The following is a 26,719-nucleotide window of genomic DNA, read 5'->3' as shown; positions in this document are numbered from 1 at the left end:
AACGCCGCCGGCCCCGCCAAAGACATTGCTCCCGCCCCTCCCATGCCAAACCTCAAGACTTCCGCCTTCTCGCGCCTGAGTTCCACCACCCTGCTCGGCGCGGCCGTGATACTGGGCATGCTCTACTTCGGTCGCGACATCCTGGCACCGCTGGCAGTGGCCGGCATTGCCAGCCTGATCATCCTGCCGCTGGTGCGCCAGCTGGACGCCCTGGGCATCAATCGCGCCGCCGCCGCCATCATCTCGGTGCTGCTGGTGGGTGCCTGCCTGGTGGCGCTGGCAGTGGTGCTGGCATTCCAGCTGGTCAGTGTCACCAGTGACCTGCCGCAGTACCGCGAAGCCATCCAGGAAAAGGTGGAGAGCGTGCGCGCCATCACCGAGCGCCCCTTCGCCCGGCTGGAGGCCGAGTTGAGCGCAGTCATTCCGCAGCCGGTGCCGGAGGTCAGTCGCAGCGGCAAGAAGAACAGCCACGCAGCAGCTGCAGCAGCAACCGCAGCCAATGCCACGCCCACGCCGGAAGCCGATACCCGCATGTCGGTCAGGGGTGCCCTGCGACGGCTATTCGCGCTGGCCTGGGGGCCGATCGGCCAGGCCGGCATCGTGCTGGTGCTGCTGGTCTTCATCCTGCTGGAACAGGAGTCGCTGCGCGAACGCCTGATCCGCCTGGCCGGCCTGACGGAAATGAGCCGGACCATGCAGGCCCTGGGCGACGCGGCCGAGGGGGTGTCACGCTTCTTCTTTTCGCAGTTCCTGGTCAATCTGGCATTCGGCCTGATCATGGGCGCGGTGCTGGCCGCCGGTGGCGTGCCGCACGCGGTGCTGTGGGGTACGCTGGCTGGCGTATTGCGCTTTGTGCCTTATCTGGGCGCACTGGCGTCGGGCCTGATGATCTCCATCTTCATCGCCGCCATCGATCCCGGCTGGTGGCTGGCATTGTCCTTCCTGGCCTTCTATGTCTGCCTGGAAGTGATCGTGGCCAACTTCGTCGAGCCGCGCATCTATGGTCATAGCTCCGGCCTGTCGCCGCTGGCGGTGATCGTCTCGGCACTGTTCTGGGGTTCGCTGTGGGGGCCGATCGGCCTGTTGCTGTCGACTCCGCTGACGCTCTGCCTGGTGGTGGCCGGCCGTCATGTGGCGGCGCTGGAGCCGATCACCATCCTGCTGGGCGAGGCCCCTGACATGAGCCACGCCGAACGTTTCTACCAGCGCGCGCTGGCCGGCGAATCCGACGCCATCATCCGCGACGCCCGCAACCATCTGCAGAAGCAGAGCTTTGCCAAGTACTGCGACCAGATCCTGCTGCCTGGGCTGGCGCTGGCGGCGCTGGACCTGCGCCACGGGCGCATCGAGACGGCCCAGCAGGAGCGGCTGCGCGGCTCCGTTTCGCAATTGACCGAGGTGCTTACGCAAACCCCCGGCGCGCCGCGCAGCCTGCGGCGGCGGCGCGAAGTCCCCTTGCTCAACAGCGGCGTGGGTGCGCATCTGCGCGAACTGCGCCTGGCGCGACTGGGGCGCTGGCAGGGCTCGCTGGACGTGCCACTGGGATCGGTGGTGTTGTGCGGCGGTCTGCAGGGCGAACGCGACGACCTGCTCTCCGAACTGCTGGTGCATGCCCTGCGCGTGTCCGGCATCGACGCCCGCAGCATCACGCTGGATCAGCCGGAAGACGAACGCCCGGACAGCAGCAAGGCCGAACTGGTATCCATCGTCTTCCTGGTCTATCCGACCCGCGAACGGCTGGACGCCTGGATGGCGGTGGTGGGGACGCTGCGCAGCAACCTGCCGCAAGCCTTGCTGGTGACGATCCGCCCTTCCTTCTTCAATGAGGAAGTGGACGCGGCAACCGTGAAGGAACAGGTGGACATGGTGCTGTCTTCCTTCGAGGAAGGGCTGGCGCTGGCGTCCACCCATATGCGCCCGGCCATCAAGGTCTGAGCGGCGCGAAAGGTCTCCGGGGCCGGAGCAAAAAATCCTGGCGTAAAAAAATGCCGCCCGCTTGAACGCGGGCGGCATTGTCGTCTGGTGTTGCCGCCAATCAGCGGCATCAGAAGGACGTGGACACTTCTCAGCGCTTCAGTTGCGACAGGTCGCGCACCGCACCGCGATCGGCCGAGGTGGTCAGCGCGGCATAGGCCTGCAGCGCCTGCGACACCACGCGGGTGCGCTCGGCCGGCTTCCAGGCTGCATCGCCACGGGCCTCCATGGCGGCGCGGCGCTTGGCCAGGTCCTCTGCCGTCACACGCAGGTTGATGCTGCGGTTGGGGATGTCGATATCGATCAGGTCACCCTCTTCCACCAGGCCGATGGCGCCACCTTCGGCCGCTTCCGGCGAGGCGTGGCCGATCACCAGGCCCGAGGAGCCACCGGAGAAGCGACCGTCGGTGAACAGGGCGCAAGCCTTGCCCAGGCCCTTGGACTTGATGTACGAGGTCGGGTACAGCATTTCCTGCATGCCGGGGCCGCCCTTGGGACCTTCGTAGCGCACGATGACCACGTCGCCGGCCTTGACCTTGTCACCCAGGATGGCATCGACGGCGGCGTCCTGGCTTTCGAACACGCGGGCCGTGCCGGAGAACTTGAGGATGCTTTCATCCACGCCGGCGGTCTTGACGATGCAACCCTTCTCGGCGATGTTGCCGTACAGGACGGCCAGGCCGCCGTCCTGCGAATAGGCGTGCTCGCGGTCACGGATGCAGCCGTTGGCGCGGTCCAGGTCGTTGTCCTCGAAACGCTCTGCCTGCGAGAAGGCCACCTGGGTGGGAACGCCGCCGGGTGCTGCGCGGAACAGCTTGTGCACGGCCGGATCGCTGGAGACGCGAATGTCGTATTTCTCGATGGCTTCGCCCAGGGTCTTGCTGTGCACGGTGGGGCGCGAGGTATCAAGCAGGCCGGCGCGGGCCAGTTCGCCCAGGATGGAGATGATGCCGCCGGCGCGGTGCACGTCTTCGATGTGGTACTTGTTGGTCATCGGCGCGACCTTGCACAGGCAAGGGACCTTGCGCGAGATGCGGTCGATGTCGGCCATGGTGAATTCGACCTTGGCTTCATGCGCGGCCGCCAGCAGGTGCAACACGGTATTGGTGGAGCCGCCCATGGAGACGTCCAGGGTCATGGCGTTTTCCCAGGTTTCCTTGGTGGCGATGTTGCGCGGCAGGATGGAATAGTCGTCCTGCTCGTAATGACGCTTGGCCAGTTCGACGATCAGGCGACCGGCGCGCAGGAACAGTTCCTTGCGGTCGGCGTGGGTGGCAACGATGGTGCCATTGCCCGGCAGCGACAGGCCCAGCACTTCGGTCAGGCAGTTCATCGAGTTGGCAGTGAACATGCCCGAGCAGGAACCGCAGGTCGGACAGGCCGAGCGTTCCACTTCGGCCACGTCGGCATCCGAGATGTTCTGGTCGCCGGCCTGGATCATGGCGTCCACCAGGTCCAGCTTGATGACCTTCTTGTCGGTGTTGACGGTCTTGATGACCTTGCCGGCTTCCATCGGGCCGCCGGAGACGAAGACCACGGGGATGTTCAGGCGCATGGCGGCCATCAGCATGCCCGGGGTGATCTTGTCGCAGTTGGAGATGCACACCATGGCGTCAGCGCAGTGGGCATTGACCATGTATTCGACCGAGTCGGCGATCAGGTCGCGCGAGGGCAGCGAGTACAGCATGCCGTCATGGCCCATGGCGATGCCGTCATCGACGGCGATGGTGTTGAATTCCTTGGCGACACCACCGGCCGCCTCGATCTCGCGGGCCACCAGCTGGCCCAGGTCCTTCAGGTGCACGTGACCGGGCACGAACTGGGTGAAGGAGTTGACCACGGCGATGATGGGCTTGGTGAAGTCGCCATCCTTCATGCCGGTGGCGCGCCACAGCGCGCGTGCGCCGGCCATGTTGCGGCCCTGGGTGGTGGTATAGGAACGATAGGTCGGCATGATGGGTGTCTCCTCAAGGCTGCTTAGGGAAAATGGGACGCCAAGAGTGCCTCGGGCGCTACCATTTGTCCAATATATAATTCGACTCGAATTAATATCCTATGCATATTTATCCCACATGAAAAAGCCCGCGCGATGGCGGGCACGGGGTAGCCACTGGCGAGGATGTCGCGCCGGACTGAATTCAACCACCTGCGCGGCTCAGGTGTTCATACAGAATGGCCGCGCCGACACCGATCAGCACCACGCCTCCGATGATCTCGGCGCGCTTGCCAATGAGGTGACCGAGCACGCGACCGACCATCACGCCGATGGTGACCATGGTGGTGGTGGCCAGGCCGATCAGCAAGGCCGCTTCCAGGATGTTGACGTCGATGAAGGCCAGGCCCACGCCTACGGCCATGGCGTCGATGCTGGTGGCGACCGCGGTGAGGGCCAGCATCACCACCGATTGCTTTTGCGGGGCGGCGTCGGCTTCTTCGTCTTCATCGTCCTCGCTCATGCCTTCGCGGATCATGCGCGCGCCCAGCACCAGCAGCAGCGTGAAGGCGATCCAGTGATCCCATTCCGACACCCATTTGGTGGCGACCGAGCCGGCGAACCAGCCGATCAGGGGGGTGATGGCCTCGATCACTCCAAACAGCAGACCGATGCGCAGGGCTTGCAGGAAGCGCGGCTTCTGCATGGCGGCGCCCTTGCCGATGGCTGCCGCAAAGGCGTCAGTGGACATCGCAAGTGCGAGGAGAAGGAGTGCGGGGAAATTCATGAAGGGGATTCCTTGGCCGGGCGAAGTCCATGGACGTGCCTGCGCGCCCAGCCTGGCCGCAGGATACGTCTATGGTCTCGCCTACCTGATTGGCTACCCGCGCCACGGCAAGATGTTGCCGAGAATGTTGACACGGGCTCTTCCGGATGACCCGGAAGCTGGCTACTCCCCAAAGAGAAGCCCGGATTTTAAACGAAGACGGTTGGGGTAGACAAGTTGTTGTGCGTCCGCCGTCGGAATGACAACACAACATAGCCGTGCTACGCCGCCCGCGTGCCTTCTGGGCGCAACACATCTCGCAGATTTGGTGGGAACAGGCCCTAGTCGAAATGCTGGCCGGGTGGGCGTCAGTCGCATCGATCAATCCAGGAAGGGGACCCGCGCTCGAATCCAATCGAAACGGGAAGGAGGAATTGCGATACGGATATCTTCCCCAAAGGCATTGGAGATGACGACGGCATCCTTATCGTATTGCAGAGGCTCATGGAAGGAAGTGCCGGCTTCCCAGTTCACCGAATAATGCCGCCGTGCCAGCATTTCCCCTCGCTCATCCCGCACCGTGAGTTGCAAACGGTCATTGTCTCCGTCCTGTGGACGCGGGGCGGAACCACAGACCTGGATGTCGTAAGTGACACCGTTGAAGACCTTGCGACCTGCGTCGAGGGTGGTGGGAGAGTTATAGAATTCGCAACGGCCATATTGCGGGCCAACCAGGCGCATGCCACCGATGGCAAACCCGTAGAAGAGTAGCGACGTGTAGATCGCGGTAGCACTCAGATAGCGACGACGTTGATGCGGCGCCGAGTCCTTGATGATCTCCTTTGCCATCCATACAAAGAAACTGAACAAAGCGACGATCATGGTTCCCCCGAGCAGCGCAACTCTCAGCTGAAGCTCTTTCTCCTCACTGATCCGCCACAAGAACACAGGGAAATCGCCACTGATCGGATGCGGAACAATGAAAAGCAGGGCCAGTAGCACGGGCGGAGTCAGCACCATGAAGATGACGGTGAACAAGCTTCCAATCAGTAATCGCTTTACATAGGTTCTGGGGCTCGACATAAAGTCTCCAGTTCGATTTTGATCGGTTGCTTCAGCTTCAAGTATTTTGTTTAGCCCCGGGCGGAGGGCGATCAAACCTAACCCCAGATGGGGAGTCGAGCGGCACGCAACCGCTTTCCGCCCGCCGAAACCGCAATATATTTCCCTTGAAGGGGACTGAAGATAATTCCAGTTGGTAGTACGGTAGCTTTCTGGACACCATGGAAATTCCGGAAGAAAGAGAATTTTCGATGGTATTGCCGGGAAGACAACCAACTCAAGGTGGTTGCGCACTGCCAGAAGTGAAAGTTCTGACGGAGTCTTTTCTGCGATCAGCAGCGGGCGAACGACACGGCAAGCCAAACAAGCTCGGAGTGCGGGCAGACAGCGCAAGAATCGGACTTACTTAACGACGTTCCACCGGGTCCACATGCGTCATCACATCCAGCACATGATGCGCATCCAGCACCCGGCGCCGGGCATCGGTGGCAATCGCATGGCCTTGCGTGACGCTCAGCGCCCCGTCGATTTCCAGGTGCACGTCCACCTGCGTCAGGTCGCCCATGCGTCGGGTACGCAAGTCATGCAGGCCTTGTACGCCCGGGGTGGCGAGGATGGTGGCGCGGATCGCCTCTGCCTCTTCGGCCGAGACGGCGCGATCCATCAGGTCGTGCAGGGCGCTCCAGAAGAAACCCCAGCCGGTGCGCACCACCATCAGGCCGACCACTGCTGCGGCCACCGGATCTAGCAGAGTGAAACCGGCCAGGCTGCCGACGATGCCCAGCGCTACCACCAGCGACGAGGCGGCGTCCGATCGCGCGTGCCAGGCATTGGCCACCAGCATGCTGGAACGCACGCGCTCGGCGATGCGCAACATGTAGCGGAACAGCAGTTCCTTGGCCAGCAAGGCCACCAGTGCCACCCACAGGGCGGTGATGTGTACCGGGGGAGTATGTCCGTAATGCTGGATCTTTTGCGCAGCGGAGATCAGCATGCCCAGGCCGACGGCCAGCAACAGGGCGCCCAGCGCCAGGGAGGCGGCATTTTCGTACCGCTGGTGACCATACTGGTGATCGTCGTCGGCCTGCTTGCGGCTGTGGTGCCCGGCAAGCAGCACCACGAAATCCGAGACCAGGTCCGAGAGCGAATGGATGCCATCGGCAATCAGGGCCTGCGAACCGGTGAACACGCCGGCCGTAACCTGCAGCATCACCAATACGATATTGACCACGATGCTGACCAGCGTACTGATACGTCCGGCGCGGTGGCGGGCGGGATCGCCCTTGAAGTCTTCTATTTGGGTACTTAACATAAAACCAACGATAAGAGCCTAATCTAGAGTCAAAGTCGGCAAAACTTGTGCTATCCATCAAATTACTGGATCATCTTGCCACATTACAATGTCAGCTGTATTGCGCCAGGGGGTGGCGTCGCCGCTTTTTTACGGTCCGGCGTACGCAGGACCGCGCAGACGAGGTGACCAACGAGCGACAACAGCATGCGCCCCCTTCGCATGAAATAACAGCACGGCGCCCCTGGCGAACTGTGTACATCCGCGGCAGCGACGGTGGCGACAACGTCGCGCAAGCAACCCGCGGCAGACCCGGTGCAGCCATTCATCGAGGAACAGCATGAACCAAGCAACTCCGCAACCGCTGTCGTTTGCGTTCGACAGGGCCAGCGGCGAACTGAGCGCAACGTTTACTCCGACGGCGGGCTTCCCGCCGCTGACCCTGGCCTTCCTGAAGCAAGCCATGACCGACCATGGCCTGACCAAGCTGTTCTTCCAGGACTCGGTCCTCAACGCCTTCGTACGCAAGGCCGAGGATGCCAAGGAAGCCGTCACCCAGGTCATCGCCGAGCGCCGTGATGGCGAGTTCTCGCTGGACGTGGCCGACGACCTGATGACGGCATCGCTGACCCTGGTGCCGCCCTACGGCGGTCGCGCCAAGAGCGTGGAAGTGGTCAATGCGATCCGCGCCGCCGGCATCACCTACGGCATCCTGCATGAACAATTGCGCGGTGCGCTGTCCGCCGGTTTCTGCAACAAGCTGGTGGTAGCCCAGGGCTTGATGCCCACGCCTGCCGAGCCGGCCCGTTTCGAGAGTCTGCTGGAAGAGAAGGAAGAAGAGCTGGCGGACATCGAGGAAGATGCGGTGGTTTCCTACGCCGACATGGGCCATATCCTGCTGGTGAAGGTGGGCGACCCGCTGATGCGCCGCATTCCGCCCGTGCCGGGCAAGGATGGTATCGACATCCGTGGCGGCAAGGTGCCGGCGCGGCCGATTGCCGATGTGGGCTTCGCCAAGGAAAGCATCGGCGCCGAACCCAGCGAGGACGATCCCGATCTGCTGGTGGCGATCGTGCCGGGCCAGCCGACGGTGATCAAGAACGGCGTGAAGGTCAACCCGGTGCTGGATGTGGAGAACGTCGACCTGTCCACCGGCAACCTGAGCTTCGAAGGCACGGTGCGCGTCTCCGGGGATGTGCTGACCGGCATGAAGCTGCATGTCGGCGGCGACGTGGTCGTCAACGGTACGGTGGAAGCGGCCGAGATCGTGGCCGGGGGCAGCGTCACCGTCAAGGGTGGCGTGATCGGCCACAGTGAAGGCGTGACCGCACAGGCCGGCACCACCGCCATCGCCTCGCGCATCAGTTCACAGAAATCGGTGCAGGTGATGTTCGCCGAAAGCGCCCACATCGAAGCCGCCGACGACATCCTGGTGCTGGGCAATGCGCGTCACTGCGAACTGCTGGCCGGTAACGAGATCACGGTCGGCAAGGGCAATCCGCGCACCGGCCACATCATCGGCGGCCGGGTGGAGGCCACCAACATCATCCGTGCCAACGTGATCGGCGCCTCCACCAGCACCCATACCCGCATACAGGTCGGCCTGGATCCCTACCTCGAAGAAAAGATCGCCATCAAGGAACAGGAATACACCCGCAAGGTGTCCGAACTGGACCGCACCATCAAGCAGCAGAGCTACTACAAGCTCAATCCCGAGAAGGCCACGCCGGAACTGCTGCACGAAACCAGCGACAAGCGCAAGGCGCTGGCCTACGAGGTCAAGGTGCTGCTGGAAGAAGTGGGGCAGATGAAGGAAAACATGGTCGCCGCGGAAGATGCGCGCATCATCGTGGCCAAGGCGGTCCATGAGGGTACGGAGCTGCGTATCGGACACGAGGTCTGGCCGGTGCAATCCGACCTCGGTGGCGGTACCGCGCAGTTGTTCGAAGGCGATATCCGCTACAACCCGAAAAAGTGATGCGGCGCCAGTGCGCCTGTGGATAAATCGTTTATACGGTTACACTTGCACTTATCCACAGGCCCGACCACTCTCCCATGCAAGATCAGCTTCCCCACGCCACGCCACCATTGCTGCGCGAACTGGCCACCCGTTCCGCCGACATTTCCCAGGACTGCAACTGCCGTGCCGTCGACACCAGCGGCTGGATCAGCCTGCCGCTCTCGCTGCCGGAGACGCAGCTGGCCGACGTCGCCACCCTGATCACCGATCCCTACGCGGAACCGACCTTCACCGAATATCACCCGGAGGGTACCCGTTACGATTCACCGACGGCGCCCATCGCCCCCGCCTGGTATCCCTACAACCGCTGCAATGTCGCCCGCTGCACGCAGTGCGGTCGGCATTACCTGCGCTACATGGAGGCCGGCGGCTACTTCGTCGACCGCCGCATCCGTGCCCTGGAAAATCCGGCACTGGTGGTCGACCCGGCATAAGCGCCCTGCCCTTCAGCCGCGACTGAGGCGGCTCGACATCAGGATCTGATACAGCGTATCGGCCGGTTGCGACAGGCGGCGCGCCGTCAGGGCCACATATTCCACATTCGGCAGGCGCGGCAGGGCCGCGTGATTGAGTGGCGGCACCAGGTCACGTGAGGACAGGTGCTGCGGCAGGGCCGCCAGTCCCAGGCCACCCCGTGCAGCCGCCATGCAGCCAGCGTGGCTGCCGCTGGTGCAGACGATGCGCCAGTGATGCCCGGACTTGCCCAACGCCTGCAAGGTCGCGGCCCGGGTGATGCTGGGTTCGGGCAGCAGGATCAGGGGCAGTGGCTCGGTCAGGTCCACCAGCGTGTCCGGCCGGGTCAGCCACTGCATCGGCGTGGAAAACATGCTGTGACCGCGCGATTCGCCGGCACGGCGCTTACCCACCAGCAAATCCAGCTTGCCCTGGTCCAGCGAGGCATAGAGATCGCTGGTCAGGCCGATGGTGATCTCCAGTTCCACTTCAGGATGCTGGCTGCGGAAAGCGGCCAGCATGTCCGGCAGCGGCCCCATGGCGAGATCGTCGGAAGTGCCGAAGCGCACCCGGCCGCGCAGGCGGGGGGCGCTGAACTGGGCCTCGGCGCGGGCATGTGCCTGCAGGATCAGGCGCGCATGCACCAGCAGGCTCTCGCCGTCGGCGGTCAGCGCCAGCGAGTGGGTATCGCGCACGAAGAGGCGCCGCCCGAGGCTTTCTTCCAGCCGGCGGATGTGATCGCTCACGGTCGACTGGGTCAGCCCGAGCTGGCGCCCGGCCTCTGTAAAGCTGGCAGAGGCGGCGGCGGTGGTAAAGGTCTGGAGCCAGAGCGGATTGAGCATGGGGCATTATCATCGGACTTTCCGATGACAGTCAACGCGATCAGAGGGGTTCCCGATGGCAGGCGAATTTCCTATCATGACGACAAACCCCTTTTCCATTGCGAGTACGTCATGAACCGCTTCCTCCCAGACCGCTTCACCCAGTTGCTGATCGGCACCGTGCTGCTGGCTACGCTGTTCCCGGCCACCGGGAGCTTCGAGCATTTCATGCACCTGGCCAGCAATGCGGCCATCTCGCTGCTGTTCTTCCTGCATGGCGCCAAGCTCTCGCGCGAGGCGGCGCTGTCGGGCCTGAAGCAACCGCGTCTGCACCTGCTGACGCTGGGCTCGACCTTCATCCTGTTCCCGCTGCTGGGTCTGGCGCTCAAGAGCGTGGTGCCGGACCTGTTGACGCCGCAACTGTGGATGGGCGTGCTGTTCGTCTGTACGCTGTCGTCGACGGTGCAGTCCTCGATCGGCTTCACCTCGATCGCCCGTGGCAACGTGCCGGCAGCGATCTGCGGCGCCACGGCGTCCAACCTGCTGGGCATCGTGATCACGCCGCTGCTGGTGACGCTGCTGCTGCACCGGCACCACGAGGCCAATGGCCTGTCGCAGGTACTCAGCATCCTGCTGCAATTGTTGCTGCCCTTCGTGCTGGGCAACCTGATGCGTCGCTGGATCGGCGAGTGGATCAACCGCCACAAGGTGATCGTCAACGTGGTCGATCGCGGCGGCATCCTGCTGTCGGTCTATGCCGCCTTCAGCGTGGCGGTGGCACAGGGCGTGTGGCACCTGTTCCCGCCGGGCCAGCTGGCCTTGCTGGTGCTGGTCAATGCGGTGCTGCTGGGCGCGGTACTGCTGATCACCACCTTCGGCGCACGCGCCCTGAAGATGCCGCGCGGCGATGAAATCGTGCTGGTGTTCTGTGGTTCCAAGAAGTCGCTGGCCTCCGGCATCCCCATCGCCTCGGTGCTGTTTGCCGGCAGCGGTGCAGCGGTGGTGCTGTTGCCCATCATGCTGTTCCACCAGATGCAGCTGATGCTGTGTGCCGTGCTGGCGCGGCGTTACGCGGCGCAGCTGGAAGGCGTGGAGGCTGCCGAGGCTGCTGAGGCTGCGACAGCTGGCAAGCCCGGCGCACCGCTGGCGACCTCCCGCTGAAGCGACTCGATTCTTCCCATTTCTTCTTCCCAGGCGAGGGCTACTGACAGAACGTTGTCAGTAGCCCTCGCGCATGATACGTCGCATGCCACACGGCATGACAAATCCCTCATCAACGACGCAAAGGAAGAAGAACATGCAAACCCAAGTCAACTGGTTCGAGATCGCCACCAAGGATCTGCAGCGCGCCACCCGTTTCTACGAAGCCGTGTTCGCCACGCAGTTGCGCCAGGAGCAGATCAGCGATAGCGGTCCGATGGCCATCTTCGTGCGTGACGACGGCCGCTCGGTCGGCTGCCTGACCGGCCCCGGCTGGCTGGAGCCGACCCGCCAGGGCACACTGATCTATCTCGATGCCGGACCGTCGATCCAGGCGGTGCTCGACCGCGTGGTCGCCGCCGGTGGCGAGCTCACCATGGAACGCACGCAGCTGCCCAACGATATCGGCTATATCGCGCAATTCATCGACAGTGAAGGCAACCGCATGGCGCTGCACGCCATGCACTGAGCGACTGGCCCGGCCAGGTGACGAGCATGCCGGCATCTTGCACAGCAGCATCGAAGTCTGTGGCGGGCCTGCAGCGTGCATGCCAGAATGGCGCGCATCAATTTTCCGCCCGCCTTCCATGCGCCGAGCCGACCGCCTGTTCCAGATCACCCAGTATTTGCGTGGACGCCGTCTCACCACGGCGCGCCAGCTGGCGCAATGGCTCTCGGTCTCGGAACGCACGGTCTATCGCGATATCCGCGATCTGTCGCTGTCGGGCGTGCCGGTCGATGGCGAGGCCGGCGTCGGTTATCGCATCAAGCCGGGCTATGACCTGCCGCCGCTGATGTTCAATGCCGATGAAATCGATGCCCTGGTGATCGGCATGCGCATGGTGCAAGCCTGGGGTGGCCCGCAGCTGGGCGCCTCGGCCGCGTCCGCGCTGGCCAAGGTGGTGCTGGCACTGCCCAAGGAAAAACGCGACTTCGTCGAAGCCACACCGTTGTTTGCACCGACCGCACCAGATGCCGATGGCCAGGGCGAGCGGCTGGAGGCGATCCGCCAGGCCATCGGCAGCCGCCACAAGCTGCTGCTGCACTACACCGATGCCCAGCAGCGCCCCAGCCAGCGTGTGGTCTGGCCGCTGGCGCTGGCTTTCTTCGGCGGTACCTGGCTCCTGGCGGCATGGTGCGAACGGCGCGACGACTTTCGCTCCTTCCGCCTGGACCGTGTGCAACAGATGAGCGAGCAGGGCCATTACCCGGACCGCAATGGCCGGCGTCTGCCCGACTTCGTACGGGCCATGCAACGCCAGGCCCGCAACCAGCCGGCGGCCTGAACCATACGGGCTTGCGGCACCTGCAACGCAAATCGCATATGTAGCTGCAAATTGATTCGTTCGCGCCACAAGTGGCGGCGGGTAGGCTGGAACCGTCCTCTACTTCCGGCGAGTCTGTCTCATGCGTGCTGCCCTGTCCTCCCCTGCCCAAGCTGCCGTTTCGCTGGCCGACCGCTGCGTGTTGTGCGTGGGCGGCCTGACCGGCGCCCGCAATCACTACCGGGCCGAGATCGAAATACGTGCCGGCCGTTTCCTGCATCACGATGGTGGCCGCGAAGACAACCTGCATCGGCTCACGCCCATGCTGGCGGCGGCCGACATTGTCATCTGCGCCTCCGGCAACATCAGTCACAACGCCTATCACCTGGTCAAGAGCACCTGCAAGAAACTGGGCAAACCCTGTGTATTGGTGAAGGGGACGGGCATCGCGTCCTTCCTCGACGGACTGGGTCACCTGGCCGCCGAGGATGCACCGGCCGACGGTCCCTCGGCACGCGGCGACCGGGTCTTGCGGCGCAAGCGCTAGCGGCCTATCCGCCGCAAAAAATGCCGCGCTGCAGTACGGATTGGAAAAATCGGCAAAAGCCCCCTACAATCGACTCCCTGGCCCGCATTGCCTGGCCGCACAGACAACATGCCGTCACGGCAATTTCCGGGAGTCCGTTTGAAGATCGTAACCCGCCTGAGCAATCGCCTCCTGGCGCTGGTGCTGGCCTGCGCGGCCACCGTCGCACCGGCGGCGCACGCTGCACCGCAGCCCAGTTTCGGCATCGAGGTCGGCAATGCCCTGCTGTGCCTGAACCAGCTCAACAGCAAGTATTTCTTCGATTATCTGGTGGCAGCTTTCGGCCCTCCGTACAAGACCGAGGGTGGCGCCTACTGGTTCAAGGCCACCAATGTCTCGCTGTGGGGCATGCAGGCGACCGACTTCCTGGTCAATGACAGCAGCAGCCAGGCCGATTTCATCGGGGCCTACTTCAACACCACGCCGGTCAAGCTGACCGATGCCATCAAGGCGGCGCTGGGCATCCGCTTTACGCCCGATGATGACACCGCCTACCCGGTGCGACAGTCGCAGGCGGGCAGCAAGATCGTCTACAACGATACCAATGCCAAGATGTATTGCGCCAAGTCCAAATTCCTGGTGCCGGGGCCGGAACAACCCTGAGGTGGTGCCGTAACGGCGCCCCCGCCCGTCCAAGAAAAATGCCGCGCGCTGCAGATTGCAACGCGCGGCATTTGTCCATTTGCACTCCGCGTGACCCTGGCGCGATCAGCCCGGGTCAAGAGGGGACGGGGACCGGCTCAGGCCTGCGCCTTGACCAGATCCTCGGTGGTGCGGATGCAGTCACGGCCGGAGGCCTTGGCCAGTGCCAGTGCCTGTTCCGATTCGCGCAGCACCGTTTCGGGCTCGTCCACCTGGCGCTGTGGCGTCACCGAGGCGATACCGATGCTGATGGTCACCCGTCCGGTCGGGCTGGCGCTGTGGGTGATGTCGAGCTGCTCGATCGACTTGCGGATGCGTTCGGCCACGATCAGCGCGCCTTCCAGCTTCGACCCCGGCAGCAGGACTGCGATTTCCTGGGTCCCGAACCGCGAGAGCAGGTCTTCCGGTCGCACGTTGGTATCGCGGATGGCGCTGCCCACCCGGCGCAATACCTTGTCGCCGGCCATGCGACCGTAGGCGGCGTTGTATTCGTCGAACAGGTCGATGTCGATCATGATCACCGCCAGCGAAAGATTGGTGCGGGCGGCGCGGTTGAATTCCTCCAGCAGGCCACGCTCGAACTGACGACGGTTGGCCAGGCCGGTGAGGGCATCTTCCAGGCCGACGCGGGCCAGGGTCTTTTCCATTTCTTCCAGATGGACGCGCGCATCGTCGCGCTCCTCCACCAACTGCTTGCGCTCGCTCTGCAGGTTCTGCAGTTCGCTTTCAAGACCGCCCAGCGGCCGCAGCAACTGCCCCAGCAGCAGCCAGGACAGCAATGCCGACAGCAGCACCAGCACGATGGCGGCGCCAGCCAGGCCCTGCGTGCCGCTCCACGCCATGGCGGTCAGGACGGCAGCGGTGACGACCACGGCGGCGGTAGCGGCCAGGGTCAGGCGAGTTTGAAGTGTTCGGGACAGGGACATAGGCAGAAACCGATTTTCCTTAAAGAATTCCGGCGCCGGGGGCTGCAAGCGCGGCAGTGACGGCCGGCAATACGGCCACGCGAAATGCTACAGGCTCGGACGCTGCGATGCAACGCGCAATGTCATCCGGGGCGTGGACGCCCTCCCCGTTCTGCCGCACCGTTCACCGCGCCGTGAGGATTGTGGTGAGGATTGCCTTGAGGATGGCCGTCGTGATTGGCGCGCCTGGCCTGCCATCAGGCCACCTGCAGGGCCTGCAGCAACGGCAGCCGGGTGCGGGCGAACAGCCGGGCCTGGGTCGCCAGTTCGGCCAGGTTTTCCTCTTCGCCTTCCAGTCGCACACCGTCGCGCACCAGCCGCTTGCCCTGCGCCGCGACGTGGCGCCAGACCTGGGCCGGCCAGGCGTCGATGTCATCGCCGCAGTGCTGGCGCGCCAGCAGGAACAGCTGCTCGACGCGATCCACGCGCACGCCACCACCGGTGAGCGGGCTGACCAGATGACTGATGTCACCCTCGTCACTCCCGAGGCCATGGGTTGGCGCCAGCGCTGCACGCTGCAGCAGCCAGGCGTTCAAATCGCCGGTGCGGCGCGCGATCTGGGCCTGGGTGGCGGCATCCGACTCGGCAGGCAACGGCGCGGCATGGCCGGTGCCGATCAACATCAGGGCCGAATCGATCACCTGCGAGAGGTTCAGGTTGCGATGCGCCAGCGTCGCCGCCAGGTCGACCAGGGTATGCGGCTGGTAGTCCGACAGGGCTTGCAGGATGGGCTCGTAGATCAGGCGGTTGAGGGTGATCTCGGAGGCCACGTTCTGGATGGTCAGCGGCACCTTGTCCGGCTCGGTCAGCAGGACCACGCTCTGCAGCGCCAGCGCCTGTACCCGCTGGCGCTCGTCGAGGACCTCCCCGCCGCGCACCCAGTAATCGCGCCGGAAGGTCTGGTTGACCATGAAATCGCGCACGCTCTGGTACAGCACCGGGTCGCTGATCCCGGCCAGGCACTGGCGCTGGGCGGGAGTCAGGTTGGCCATGTCGAGATGGTCTATGTAATGCGCCGGGCAGGCGAACTGCAGGCCGGCGCGCGCCAGGCAGCGATGGATGTCGGCGAAGGCCTCGGCATGCCAGTCGCGATTGAAGTATTCGTGGGCGAGGTAGCTGCGCGGTTGCTGCTGCAGGATCTTGAGGCGATCGCGCATGAAGGGATTGGCCTGGGCATAGACCGGATCGGTCTCGAACATCTGCGCAGCGAAGGCCAGCGCGGCATCGATGCGGGCTGCGGTGGGCAAACCCTGCTCGTCATTGCCCACCTGCTGGGTGTGCTGCACCAGCAGGTCGCGCAGCGGCATGAATGCCGACCAGCCGGGCTGGGTGTTGTAGCTCAGGTAGAGCACGCCACCGGGCTTGAGCTTGCGGTCGATGAAGTCAAAGATGATCTCGCGGTTTTCCTGCGAGACCCAGCTCCAGATGCCGTGCAGGGCGATGAAGTCGAAATCGGGCAGGTCGTCGCGCCGGCAGAAGTGCGAGAAGCTGGAATCCTCCAGTTGCGCCCCGCTACCGCTGGCCGCCGCCAGTTCGCGGGCGAAGGCCGCCTGCAGCGGGTTGAAATCATTGCCCCACCAGCGCGTGCCGGATGCAGCCGCGTGGAAATTGGTCGACAGCCCCTGGCCGAAACCCAGCTCACAGGCGGTCTGGATGGCCGGCGCACGCAAGCCGTGAAAGGCGAAGGCCAGCGGCAGGCGTGCCGGGTTCAGGCCCGGGTAGTAGCCATAGGTGTAGGCGATGTCGACGACGTAACCGTCATTCCAGTTGTTCAAGGCGGGCTCCGTACGGCAGGGAAGACTGGCTAAGGGATAAGGGACGACTGCCGGCTCAGCGCGCCTGACCGGCATCGCCGCCGGTGGCGTCGGCCGCTGCCGAAGCGGCCAGCACATCGTATTTGCGGGCGTTGCCGCGTGCCAGCTCCACGGGGTACTTGCGGCGGTTCAGTTCCATCTTCTCCAGCACGGCGCTGCGCAGGTCGACGCCGGTATGGTCGGCCAGCTGGATCAGGTAGACCAGCACGTCGGCCATCTCGTGCCGGATGCCTTCGCGCGCGGCGTCGTCAAGCTCGTGCATGGCACCGGTCGGCAGCCACTGGAAATGCTCCATCAGCTCGGCTACCTCCACCGACAAGGCCATGACCAGGTTCTTGGACGTGTGGAAGCGCAGCCAGTCGCGCTCACCGGAAAAGCGGCGGATGATGTCGCGCAGTTCATGCAGGTCGGAGACAGGGGTGGCTGGGGCGGCTGGAGTGGTGGAGCTGGCAGCGGCTGCAGCGGGATCGGCAGGGGGCTGGGCGGAATGATCAGTCATGGCGTCTTGTCCGGGGAGTGCGCTATGGCGCTGTTGTATTGATGCGCATCGGCTTGGCTCGACACTTTATCACCAACCCACACAGACGCAGGCGGGACGATTGATCTGGGACAGTTCCCGTGTTGCCGTAATGAGGCACAATGAGCAAAACACGCGACATTTCGATCACCATGCCGACATCTCTTCGCTCCCCGCTGCGTCTCCTGTCCTGCGTCACGCTGATGCTGGCCCTGCTCGCGGCCGGCTGCGACCGACACGTCGACCAGCAACTGGCCGAGCACGAAGCCGCGCAGACCACCCTGGGCATCACGCCCAAGCAATTCGCGGCGCGCTTCAATGAGCGCCTCGCCGACGTGCTCAAGGACATGCAGGTAGAAGAGCCCGAGCACATGGCCCGTCTTTACATGCTGGACGCGGACCGCCTGCATCCCGGCCAGTACGACTATGTGCTCGACGCCAAGGTCGGTCCGGCCCAGACCACCATCATCGGTACCCTCAACAAGAGCGGCGAGCTGCGCAACGTGGGCGTGATGCTGACCAACAAGACACAGGGCGCCCGCGACGAATTCCTCATCTGTGCCTCCAGCGCCGCGCGCAGCTTCATTACTTCCGGCCAGGACAAGCTGCTGCCCCTTATTACCCGCCTGACCACGGTCGCGCTGGACAATCCGGGACAACGCATGACCGAGGTCGTGGCCGATCAGTTGCTCTCGGTCGAACTGGTGCCGCAAGGTGTGTTGTTCCAGGTGCAGCCGCGCCAGTGATCCCCGCTCGGCGCGACCGATGACGCAGGGAAACTCTGCGGTCGCGCAGGTACAGCACAATAAAACGCCAAGACCGCGAAGGTTTCAACGGGAAATGCCTGCCTGTTTCTCGGATCGAAAAGGCAAGCCAACGTTTAGATTCTGGACATCGTGGTTTCCGTGTTTCCCCGATCACGCCGGGACAGGCTGACGGGAAACATCCATTGCGGAACGGCCATGGATCGCCTTCTTACAAACTCGGGATTCCACGTCAGGTCCATAATCAGCCATGGCCTGTCTTGAAAAACGGGGCTGCAGCACTTGGGGAAGAAGCGCTGCAGCTTTCTATAACAGCGGCAGGACCGTAGCCCGGGCAGGGTCGGGCGGTCCGAGGGCACGGGGGCAAGCATGCGCACGAATCTACCTATCACCACCAATGAACGGTTGCTGGAGGATGGCAAGTCCATCGTTTCCAAGACCGACCTGCAGGGCAACATCCTCTACGTCAATCCTTACTTCGTGGAAATCAGCGGCTTCGAGGAGGCCGAACTGATCGGCGCGCCGCAGAATATCGTACGCCATCCGGAAATGCCGCGCGAAGCCTTTGCCGACATGTGGACCACGCTCAAGGCCGGGCTGCCCTGGAACGGGCTGGTCAAGAACCGCTGCAAGAACGGTGACTTCTACTGGGTACAGGCCAACGTGACGCCGGTGCGGGAAAACGGCCGCGCTGTCGGCTACATGTCGGTGCGTACCCGTCCTTCGCGGGAGCAGGTGCAGGCCGCCGATACCGCGTATCGACGCTTTGTGGCCGGTCAGGCGCGTGGCGTGCGTATCCATCGCGGCGCTATGGTCCGTACCGGCCTGGTGGGATGGCTGCAAGGTCTGCGTGACCTGTCGGTGGCGCGGCGACTGGGCTGGACCATGAGCTTGCTGACACTGATGTTCCTGCTGGGCGGCGTCGTTGCCGGGGCCGCCGTGCAGCGCGCTGGCGGCAGCCCGTACGCGGTGTGGCTGGGGACAGCGCTGGGCGCCATCCTGCTATTGGGTTCGTGGGCGCTGCTGCACGCGAGCATCGTGGCACCGTTGCAGAGGGCCATCCGGTCCGTGCATGGTCTGGCCGGTGGCGACCTCGACCTGCATATCGATACCGACGCTCGCGGCGACATGGGCTTGCTGCTGCAGGCCTTGCAGCAACTCAACGTCAACCTGCGCGCCATCATCGGCGACGTGCGACGCAATGTGGAATCGATGACCATCTCGACCGGTGAGATCGCCAGCGGCAACATGGACCTTTCCGGGCGCACCGAATCGCAGGCCTCGGCGCTGGAGGAGACCGCGTCCAGCGTCGAGCAGTTCGCCGCCACCGTGCGCCAGAACGCCGACTCCGCCGCCAATGCCGACCGCCAGGCACAATCGGCCTCCTCCATTGCCCAGCGTGGCAGCCAGTCGGTGCAGCGCATGGGCAAGACCATGGAAGAAATCGATACGGCCTCGCACAAGATCGTCGACATCATCGCGCTCATCGATGGCATTTCCTTCCAGACCAACATCCTGGCCCTGAACGCGGCCGTCGAGGCAGCCCGCGCCGGCGAACAGGGCCGCGGCTTTGCCGTGGTGGCGTCGGAAGTGCGCACGCTGGCGCAGCGTTCGGCCTCGGCCGCCAAGGACATCAAGGGACTGATCGACGACTCCCGCGCCAAGGTGGAGAGCGGCAACCAGCTGGTGCGGGAGACCGCGCAAGCCATGGGTGACCTGGGCGGTGCAGTGGAAAACATGGCGGTGACCATGGCCGAGATCACGGTGGCCAGCAATGAGCAGAGCGGCGGCATTGAACAACTGAACCAGGCCGTCAATGCCATCGACGAAACCACGCAGCAGAATGCGGCGCTGGTGGAGCAGGCCGCGGCGGCCGCCGAAAACCTGCGCGACCAGGCGGTCAAGCTGAGCCAGGCCATGTCGGTATTCAAGATCAGCCACGGCGCTACGCGCCCCGGCGCATCGGCGGCGCTGCGGCCATCGCGCGCGCAGGACCCGGGCCTGATGCTGGCGCAATAAAACCGCAGCGAGGAAGCCTGCTTTACACAGCATTGCATATCTTTACGCGCATGGCAGGGGGTGGCACCTTTGCACGGCTGTCGCGCTTGCTTATGATGAACTCCCGCCCGGTGGTCTGCGGTATCGCTGACGATATCGATGCAATCTGCCGGGTGCCTTCGATCTCATCACAAGGGAGTTTCACATGAGCGTATCTTCCGTTTCCTCCGGCAACAGCGGCTTCTACAACACCGTCATCGCACCGATCAAGAAGGTCGCCGTGGAAGTGGGCGACGACATCGAAAGCGCCTACGACACCACGGCCGACGCCGTCTCCTCGGCTGCACATGCGGTGGCCGATAGCGTCAGCTCGGGTATCAAGGCGATCGGCAACATCATCGATACCACGGCCTGAGCCAACCGTTTCACGCGAGCGCATCACCCATGGTGGTGACGGTCGCGTTGGCATTGCGTGACGGAATGCGTATCCGGCCATCGCGGTCCGCAGGGCGACATGCAATAATCCGGGCAATCCGACTTCTTCGGCTCGCCCGGACCCTGCCATGCTGCTGTACACCATCTATCTGATCGCCATCTGCGCCGAAGCCGTCTCCGGCGCGCTCATGGGTATCCGCAAGGATATGGATATCTTCGGTATCTGCCTCATCGGTACGGTCGCCGCGCTCGGTGGCGGCACCGTGCGCGACATCCTGATCGGTCACTATCCGCTGGGCTGGGTGGCGCATCCGGAATACCTGGCCTTTACCATCTGCGCGGCCATCGTGGCGGCAGTCGCGGCGCGTGCCTTGCATCACTTCAAATCGGCCTTCCTGGTAGTGGATGCGCTGGGGCTGGTGGCCTTCACCATCATCGGCTGCGACATCGCCCGCAGCTTCGACAACTTCCATCCCGCCATCGTGGTCATGCTGGGGATGGTCACCGGCGTATTCGGTGGCCTGCTGCGCGACGTGCTGTGCAACGAAATCCCGCTGGTGCTGCGGCGCGAGATCTACGCCAGCGTCTCGCTGCTGACCGGCGCCCTGTATGTGCTGATCCTGCATCTGCAGATCGACAGCCGCATCGCCACCCTGAGCTCGCTGCTACTGGGCTTTTCGGTACGCCTGCTGGCCATCCGCTTCCATTGGGAATTGCCGCGCATGGACAAGGAACGGGTGCGCGGCTTCGACTGAGCTCCGCGCCGTCCACAACGCCCCAGAACGCAAAAAGCCCGCCTCGGATGAGGCGGGCCGTTCATTGATTAACGCTGGATTCACCGCGACCCATGCTATCTGCAAGGTGTCGCCGATCCGACCTGCCCGGCCTATCTGGCCGGTGCGGTCCTGCTCCAGGTGTTCGTCTTGTCCTGGTTCCGGCAGATCTCAGGGATCGGCGGTCCAGTCACTCCATCTACGAGCGATTAATTAACTATTTGCTCCACGGGACAAGCCCGTGATCGGCGGACGATTTGCTGTACCTGCCACATGCCCGCGCTATCTGCACGGCCACATGGGGCTGGCCACTGGCGATCGCCGGCCGCGCCCTGTGCATCCTGAGCGCAACGAAACGCCGCGCGGCTGATACAGGAAGGGCTGGCATCCCCTCTTCCGGATCGGGATCGGCCCTGACTATCTGCCAGGTGCCGCTCCGAGGAAGCCCTCGCCCGGAGTGAGGTGATGCCGCTTGGTGCTGCCGGCCTGGCCATCGGAACGTATGGAATACCTTGGCGTTCAGGCGCGGGCAGCGGGGATGTTCGGGTTCGCTTGCGCGAAGATCGAGGTCTTAGATGACCTTGATGTTGGTGGCCTTTTCACCCTTGGGGCCGACACCGCGGTCGAACGACACGCGCTGGTTTTCCGACAGGCTGCGGAAGCCATTGGACTGGATGTCCTGGAAGTGCGCGAAGACGTCGGCGCCGCCGGCATCAGGAGTGATGAAGCCGAAGCCCTTGGCATCGTTGAACCATTTGACTACGCCGGTTTGAGTGCTCATGTTTATTCCTTTGGAAAAGTTTGGGACGAATGAAGGCAACATGCCTGCAAGGCACTTGAGACCAAGAACTGAAACCGAAGGAAAGAAAACAGAACGACCGAGGAGGGAACGACAGTCAGGCGGAATTGGAACCAACAAGAATACAACTTGATGCAAGTACAACCAGTATTGTACACGACTTGCAGCAAATTGCCTCTCCTTGTCAACAAATGTGTGGTTTTTATGAAAAACAGGGCGTCGTCACACTGCCTTCCATCAGTGACATTCCGTCCTCTTACGCGATAAATCGAAACGGCGATCAGGGGGAAGAAAAACCGCTTAACCACTTTATGCGACTCCAACGTAATTCCGGTATATTCAGTCGAATGGCCGTGTCCCGTTTGCGCCTGTGCGTGGCGCTGCAAACGGCATCGCGGGTTTCGCTGCATGTCACCAGTCCCTGCGTGCTCAATGCCCCTCTCCGAACGCCCTTTGCCTGATACGAGCGACGACGATGCCAGCCTGCCTGGCTTGCCGGTACGCTTTGGTATTTCAGCACTGGTGATGGCAGGCATGATCCTGCTGGCGGTGGTGCTGGTGTCGGTGGGCTGGTGGGGCGCGCGTCAGGTACTACTGGACATGGCCGAACGCTCGGCCGAGGACGCCGGGCGCATCATGACGGAGCGCTCGCGCCGCATCATCGACCCTGCCGTAGCCACGCTGCGCCAGCTGGCATTCGATCCCATCACGCAGGCCGGCACAGTGGACGAACGGCTCACTCGGATTGCCGCCTTCTCCATCGACATGGTTGCCAACCCGCTGGTCTCGGCGGTCTATGTGGGCTATCCCAATGGTGACTTCCTGCTGGTGCGGGCGCTACGCGGCGCCGAGCAGCGCGAGTTCTTTGGCGCACCGGCGGCAACCGCTTTCCTGGTGCAGACCATCACCGTCAATGGCGCCGGCCAGCCGAAGGGCCAATACCGTTTCTATAGTGCCGAGCTGAAACTGCTGGCCCTGGAAGACCAACCCGCTTACCGTTTCGATCCCCGCACCCGCCCCTGGTACGCCAGCGCGGACCGTTCGCTGGCACCCGCGATTTCGGCACCCTACGTGTTCTTTACCACGCGCCAGATCGGCATCAGCCTGTCGCAGCGCGCCCGTAACAGCGACGCAGTGGTGGCCATCGACATGACGCTCGATGACCTGGCGGCCAGCCTGGGAAATCTGCGCCTGACGCCCCACAGCGAACTGGCGCTGGTGGACGAGAACGACAAGGTGATCGCCTACGGTGACATGGGTCGGGTACTGGAGCAGGACGGCGACAACTTCCGCTTCCGCAGCCTGGCCGAACTGGACGTGTCGAGCCTGTCACTGTTGTCGGCCAAGTCCAGGGCGGGCGAGCAGCGCGCCCTCTACGATGTCAACGGCAGGGAATGGCTGGGCCTGTCACTGCCCTTCAACGTGATCGACGGCCACACCCTCAATCTGCTGATTGCCGCGCCCGGCGACGAACTGCTGGGTCAACTGGATCGCAATCGCAAGACACTGGTACTGGTGGCGCTGCTGCTGGTGATCGCCTTCCTGCCGCTGGGCTGGTGGGCGGGCCGTGCCATCGGGCGCAGCATGGAACGGCTGGCGCTGCAGGTCGGGCGCATGTCGCGCTTCGACTTCCGTACCCAGGACCGCAAACGCAGCGTGCTGCGCGAAGTCAATATGCTGACCCAGATGGTGGACCACGTCAGCCTGACGGTAGAAGCCTTCCTCGATATCAGTGCCATCCTCAGCACGGAAATCCATGTTGAAGAAATGCTGCAGCAGGTGCTGGAAAAATTCGTCCAGGCCACCCGCTGCGATGGTGGCGCAGTCTACCTGTGGCAGCGCGAGAGCCGGCAGATGCAGCGTGCGGCCGCCTACGGGCAGCAATGCGGGCTGACCGATACCATGGCCTACGAGGAACACGGCCCCGCCGCCGGCACGGCCCGCGAAACCGACGACAACCGCCTGCGCGTGGAACTGGACCTGCGCGGCCGCAATGGCTCGCTGGAAGGGCTGCTGGTGCTGATGCATGCACACGACAGCGCGCATGAGGATCCGCGCTTCCTGGCCTTTGCGCGCAGGCTGTCGGGCATGCTGGCCGTGGCCATCGAGACGCGCCAGCTGATCGCCGGACAGAAGGCTCTGCTGGAATCCTTGATCCGCCTGATGGCCGACGCCATCGATGCCAAGAGCCCCTATACCGGTGGCCACTGCGAACGCGTGCCGCACCTGGCCATCATGCTGGTGGAGAGCCTGGAACAGGAGCGCGACGGTCGCTACGCCGACTTCAGCCTCAACGAGGACCAGCGCTACGCCTTCCAGCTGGCCGCGCTGCTGCACGATTGCGGCAAGGTCACCAGTCCCGAGCACATCGTGGACAAGGCCACCAAGCTGGAAGTGATCCACAACCGTATCCACGAAGTGCGGATGCGCTTCGAGGTCCTGTGGCGCGATGCCGAACTGGAGCTCCTGCACGAGTACCTGCCTGCGCTGGCACCAGCACAGGCCGAGGCGCTGCGACTGCGGCTTGAGGAAAGGCGCAAGCGGCTGCACAAGGATTTCGCCTTTGTCGCGCAATGCAATGTGGGGGGCGAGGCGATGTCGGAACAGGCCATCGCGCAGTTGCGCCAGATTGCCGCGCAGACCTGGCAACGTCACTTCGACGACAGCCTCGGACTGGCCGATGAAGAAGCCCGGCGCCTGGCGGCAGCGCGTGGCGGCCAGCCGGCGCAGGCATTGCCGCAGACCGAGCAGCTGCTGGCCGATCGGCCGGAACACATGGTGGCGTGGGATGAGGAACATCGTCCGGCGGTCGAACGCGATGACCCGCGCAACACACTGGGTTTCAACATGAAGCTGCCGCGCTATCGGCAGAACATGGGCGAACTGCACAACCTGACGGTGCGGCGCGGCACGCTGACCGAGGAAGACCGCTTCGCCATCAACAACCACATCGTGCAAACCCTGGTGATGCTCAAGAGCCTGCCCTGGCCCGATTCGCTCAAGAGCGTGCCTGACACGGCCGCCAACCATCACGAGAAAATGGACGGCACCGGCTACCCACGTGGCCTGCTGGCGGGCGATCTGCCCTTGCAGGACCGCGTGATGGCGCTGGCCGATGTGTTCGAAGCGCTGACCGCGGCCGATCGTCCCTACAAGCCGGCCAAGACCTTGTCGGAATCGCTGCGCATCATGGCCTTCATGTGCCGCGACCGCCATCTGGATGCGGATTTGTTCCGCTATTTCCTGCGCAGCCGGCTGTGGCAGAACTATGCCGATGACATGCTGCGACCGGCGCAACGCGACGAGGTCGACATCGCAGGCATCGAAGCATTGCTGGCGCCCCCGCCGGCCTGAAGCGCGGGCAGGCCTGGGCCGGCCAGCACTTCCGGCGTAGAATCGACGGCTGCCGACATTGGCACACCCTCTTATCCCTTGCGAACGCATTCCATGACGCACAATATCTTCTGGTCGGCGCCCTACCAGACCGAACTTGATACCGTGATCACCCACCTCGATGGCGATCAGGTGCAAGTAGCCGACACCATCTTCTTCGCTTTCTCCGGCGGGCAGGAGAGCGACGCCGGCACACTCGGCGGCCATCCTGTCCTCACGGCGGAAAAGCGCGACATGTCCATCGTCTACACGCTGCCGGCCGGGCATGGATTGCAGGTCGGCGATGCAGTGAAGATGAACATCGACTGGGAGCGCCGGTACCGCCTGATGCGCCTGCATTTCGCCGCCGAGATGGTATTGCAGCTGGTGTACCAGTTGCGCCCCGGGATCGAACGCATCGGCGCCCATATCGCAGCGGACAAGGCGCGCGTGGATTTCGCCAGCGAGACCAGCCTGGCGCCGTTGTTCGGGGAAATCGAGGCCGCCACGCAACGACTGGTTGCAGCGGGATTGCCTATCGTCACTGCCTTCAGCGATGAACAGGCCGGGCGTCGCTATTGGGAAGTCGAAGGCTTCGCGCGCATGGCCTGCGGCGGCACGCACCCGCGCACCACGGCCGAAGTGGGCCAGATTCGGCTCAAGCGCAAGAACACCGGCAAAGGCAAGGAACGCATCGAGATCATGCTCGATGCCGGCCTGCAGACAGCCTGAATATCAACAGAGGGCTTGACCATTTCCATCCCGTTGATCCCCGAGGAAGAAGTCGAACTGACGGCCATCCGCGCACAAGGCGCAGGCGGACAGAACGTCAACAAGGTATCGAGCGCGATCCACCTGCGCTTTGACATCCACGCCTCTTCCTTGCCGGATGAGATCAAGCAACGTCTGCTGACATGGTCGGACCAGCGCATCAGCAAGGACGGCGTCATCATCATCAAGGCGCAGACACATCGCAGCCAGGAAAAGAACAAGGCGGAAGCCTTGCAGCGCCTCCAGGAAATGCTGGCCCTGGCCGCGGCGGTACCGGTGCCGCGCCGCCCGACCCGCCCGACCCGTAGTTCCCAGCGGAAACGACTGCAGAGCAAGACACAGCGCGGCGAGATCAAATCGATGCGCGGCAAGGTGCGCGACTGATGCCGGCCCGGGCCGCTGAACAGGGTCAGCGAGGACCGCAAGAATTCCCGCCTGGCTCCAGGGTAACGAGGTAACATGGACTTTTGCATCGCAAAGGGATGATCCATGGGCAAG

24 protein-coding genes are annotated in these 26,719 nt (G+C 63.7%); 15 read left to right on the top strand and 9 right to left on the bottom strand.

The features are described from left to right. The first annotated feature begins 42 nt into the window (after positions 1–42). Entirely contained in the window at positions 43–1,935 is a 1,893-nt protein-coding gene (locus BTM36_RS14845) for an AI-2E family transporter (RefSeq protein ID WP_077236908.1), read from the top strand. 130 nt (positions 1,936–2,065) lie between these two features. Here BTM36_RS14845 and ilvD read toward each other — a convergent pair whose 3' ends face one another. The 4 genes from ilvD to BTM36_RS14825 form a co-directional block, all read right to left on the bottom strand. After that, entirely contained in the window at positions 2,066–3,928 is a 1,863-nt protein-coding gene (gene ilvD / locus BTM36_RS14840) for a dihydroxy-acid dehydratase (protein ID WP_077236907.1), read from the bottom strand. A gap of 184 nt (positions 3,929–4,112) precedes the next feature. Further along, positions 4,113–4,694: a manganese efflux pump MntP gene (gene mntP / locus BTM36_RS14835; RefSeq protein WP_006461904.1), complete on the bottom strand. Its 582-nt coding sequence runs from the start codon at positions 4,692–4,694 to the stop codon at positions 4,113–4,115. A 360-nt stretch (positions 4,695–5,054) separates the two neighbouring features. Then, a complete protein-coding gene (locus tag BTM36_RS14830; RefSeq protein ID WP_077236906.1) occupies positions 5,055–5,756 on the bottom strand; it encodes a hypothetical protein in 702 nt (233 codons plus the stop codon). Between the two features lie 385 nt (positions 5,757–6,141). Continuing rightward, positions 6,142–7,047, bottom strand: a complete 906-nt coding sequence (locus tag BTM36_RS14825; RefSeq protein ID WP_077236905.1) for a cation diffusion facilitator family transporter — start codon at positions 7,045–7,047, stop codon at positions 6,142–6,144. 319 nt (positions 7,048–7,366) lie between these two features. On the opposite strand from BTM36_RS14825, the gene BTM36_RS14820 reads away from it, so the two are divergent. Further along, a complete protein-coding gene (locus tag BTM36_RS14820) occupies positions 7,367–9,004 on the top strand; it encodes a DUF342 domain-containing protein (protein WP_077236904.1) in 1,638 nt (545 codons plus the stop codon). Positions 9,005–9,081: 77 nt separating this feature from the next. Then, positions 9,082–9,480 (top strand): hypothetical protein, encoded by a 399-nt coding sequence (locus BTM36_RS14815; RefSeq protein ID WP_051110868.1) that lies wholly within the window; start codon positions 9,082–9,084, stop codon positions 9,478–9,480. Between the two features lie 12 nt (positions 9,481–9,492). Here BTM36_RS14815 and BTM36_RS14810 read toward each other — a convergent pair whose 3' ends face one another. Next, complete coding sequence (locus BTM36_RS14810) at positions 9,493–10,341, bottom strand: LysR family transcriptional regulator (RefSeq protein ID WP_077236903.1); 849 nt, start codon at positions 10,339–10,341, stop codon at positions 9,493–9,495. A gap of 111 nt (positions 10,342–10,452) precedes the next feature. Between BTM36_RS14810 and BTM36_RS14805 the strand changes: the two genes are divergently transcribed. From BTM36_RS14805 to BTM36_RS14785, 5 genes are all read left to right on the top strand, one after another. Further along, positions 10,453–11,481 (top strand): bile acid:sodium symporter family protein, encoded by a 1,029-nt coding sequence (locus BTM36_RS14805; RefSeq protein WP_006461910.1) that lies wholly within the window; start codon positions 10,453–10,455, stop codon positions 11,479–11,481. Positions 11,482–11,617: 136 nt separating this feature from the next. Then, positions 11,618–11,989, top strand: coding sequence for a VOC family protein (locus tag BTM36_RS14800; protein WP_006461911.1), 372 nt, complete (start codon positions 11,618–11,620; stop codon positions 11,987–11,989). Between the two features lie 118 nt (positions 11,990–12,107). After that, positions 12,108–12,806, top strand: coding sequence for a YafY family protein (locus tag BTM36_RS14795; RefSeq protein WP_077236902.1), 699 nt, complete (start codon positions 12,108–12,110; stop codon positions 12,804–12,806). A gap of 121 nt (positions 12,807–12,927) precedes the next feature. Further along, positions 12,928–13,332: a DUF2325 domain-containing protein gene (locus BTM36_RS14790; RefSeq protein ID WP_077236901.1), complete on the top strand. Its 405-nt coding sequence runs from the start codon at positions 12,928–12,930 to the stop codon at positions 13,330–13,332. A gap of 138 nt (positions 13,333–13,470) precedes the next feature. After that, positions 13,471–13,974 carry a hypothetical protein gene (locus BTM36_RS14785; RefSeq protein WP_077236900.1) on the top strand — a complete coding sequence of 168 codons (504 nt, stop codon included), beginning with the start codon at positions 13,471–13,473 and terminating at the stop codon, positions 13,972–13,974. A 137-nt stretch (positions 13,975–14,111) separates the two neighbouring features. On the opposite strand, the gene BTM36_RS14780 is transcribed toward BTM36_RS14785, so the two are convergent. The 3 genes from BTM36_RS14780 to BTM36_RS14770 all read right to left on the bottom strand — a co-directional run bounded on the left by BTM36_RS14780 (position 14,112) and on the right by BTM36_RS14770 (position 17,291). Beyond that, on the bottom strand, positions 14,112–14,939 hold the full coding sequence (locus BTM36_RS14780; protein WP_006461915.1) for a diguanylate cyclase: 828 nt from the start codon (positions 14,937–14,939) through the stop codon (positions 14,112–14,114). Between the two features lie 236 nt (positions 14,940–15,175). Continuing rightward, a complete protein-coding gene (locus BTM36_RS14775; RefSeq protein ID WP_077236899.1) occupies positions 15,176–16,753 on the bottom strand; it encodes a methyltransferase regulatory domain-containing protein in 1,578 nt (525 codons plus the stop codon). Between the two features lie 55 nt (positions 16,754–16,808). Beyond that, positions 16,809–17,291: a nucleotide pyrophosphohydrolase gene (locus tag BTM36_RS14770; protein ID WP_077236898.1), complete on the bottom strand. Its 483-nt coding sequence runs from the start codon at positions 17,289–17,291 to the stop codon at positions 16,809–16,811. 140 nt (positions 17,292–17,431) lie between these two features. Here BTM36_RS14770 and BTM36_RS14765 point away from each other — a divergent pair, with 140 nt between their 5' ends. The 4 genes from BTM36_RS14765 (at position 17,432) to BTM36_RS14750 (ending at position 21,261) form a co-directional block, all read left to right on the top strand. Continuing rightward, complete coding sequence (locus tag BTM36_RS14765) at positions 17,432–18,055, top strand: attG domain containing protein (RefSeq protein WP_077236897.1); 624 nt, start codon at positions 17,432–17,434, stop codon at positions 18,053–18,055. A gap of 387 nt (positions 18,056–18,442) precedes the next feature. Beyond that, complete coding sequence (locus tag BTM36_RS14760) at positions 18,443–20,092, top strand: PAS domain-containing methyl-accepting chemotaxis protein (RefSeq protein WP_077236896.1); 1,650 nt, start codon at positions 18,443–18,445, stop codon at positions 20,090–20,092. Positions 20,093–20,276: 184 nt separating this feature from the next. Next, positions 20,277–20,486 (top strand): protamine P1 domain containing protein, encoded by a 210-nt coding sequence (locus BTM36_RS14755; RefSeq protein ID WP_077236895.1) that lies wholly within the window; start codon positions 20,277–20,279, stop codon positions 20,484–20,486. 148 nt (positions 20,487–20,634) lie between these two features. After that, on the top strand, positions 20,635–21,261 hold the full coding sequence (locus BTM36_RS14750) for a trimeric intracellular cation channel family protein (RefSeq protein ID WP_006461921.1): 627 nt from the start codon (positions 20,635–20,637) through the stop codon (positions 21,259–21,261). A 589-nt stretch (positions 21,262–21,850) separates the two neighbouring features. Here the strand turns inward: BTM36_RS14750 and BTM36_RS14745 are convergent. Then, complete coding sequence (locus BTM36_RS14745) at positions 21,851–22,060, bottom strand: cold-shock protein (protein ID WP_006461922.1); 210 nt, start codon at positions 22,058–22,060, stop codon at positions 21,851–21,853. Positions 22,061–22,510: 450 nt separating this feature from the next. On the opposite strand from BTM36_RS14745, the gene BTM36_RS14740 reads away from it, so the two are divergent. The 3 genes from BTM36_RS14740 to arfB all read left to right on the top strand — a co-directional run bounded on the left by BTM36_RS14740 (position 22,511) and on the right by arfB (position 26,605). After that, the gene (locus tag BTM36_RS14740) at positions 22,511–25,432 is read left to right on the top strand and encodes an HD domain-containing phosphohydrolase (RefSeq protein ID WP_077236894.1); all 2,922 of its coding nucleotides are present in this window, start codon (positions 22,511–22,513) and stop codon (positions 25,430–25,432) included. Positions 25,433–25,525: 93 nt separating this feature from the next. After that, positions 25,526–26,182 (top strand): alanyl-tRNA editing protein, encoded by a 657-nt coding sequence (locus BTM36_RS14735; protein WP_077236893.1) that lies wholly within the window; start codon positions 25,526–25,528, stop codon positions 26,180–26,182. Positions 26,183–26,197: 15 nt separating this feature from the next. Beyond that, positions 26,198–26,605, top strand: a complete 408-nt coding sequence (arfB, locus tag BTM36_RS14730) for an alternative ribosome rescue aminoacyl-tRNA hydrolase ArfB (protein WP_006461925.1) — start codon at positions 26,198–26,200, stop codon at positions 26,603–26,605. Positions 26,606–26,719 lie beyond the last annotated feature (114 nt).

This window comes from Herbaspirillum sp. VT-16-41 (assembly GCF_001994935.1).
Classification (GTDB): Bacteria; Pseudomonadota; Gammaproteobacteria; order Burkholderiales; family Burkholderiaceae_D; genus Herbaspirillum; species Herbaspirillum frisingense.
Note: the sequence above shows the minus strand (reverse complement) of the source record. Positions and strands in the feature narration are given on the sequence as shown.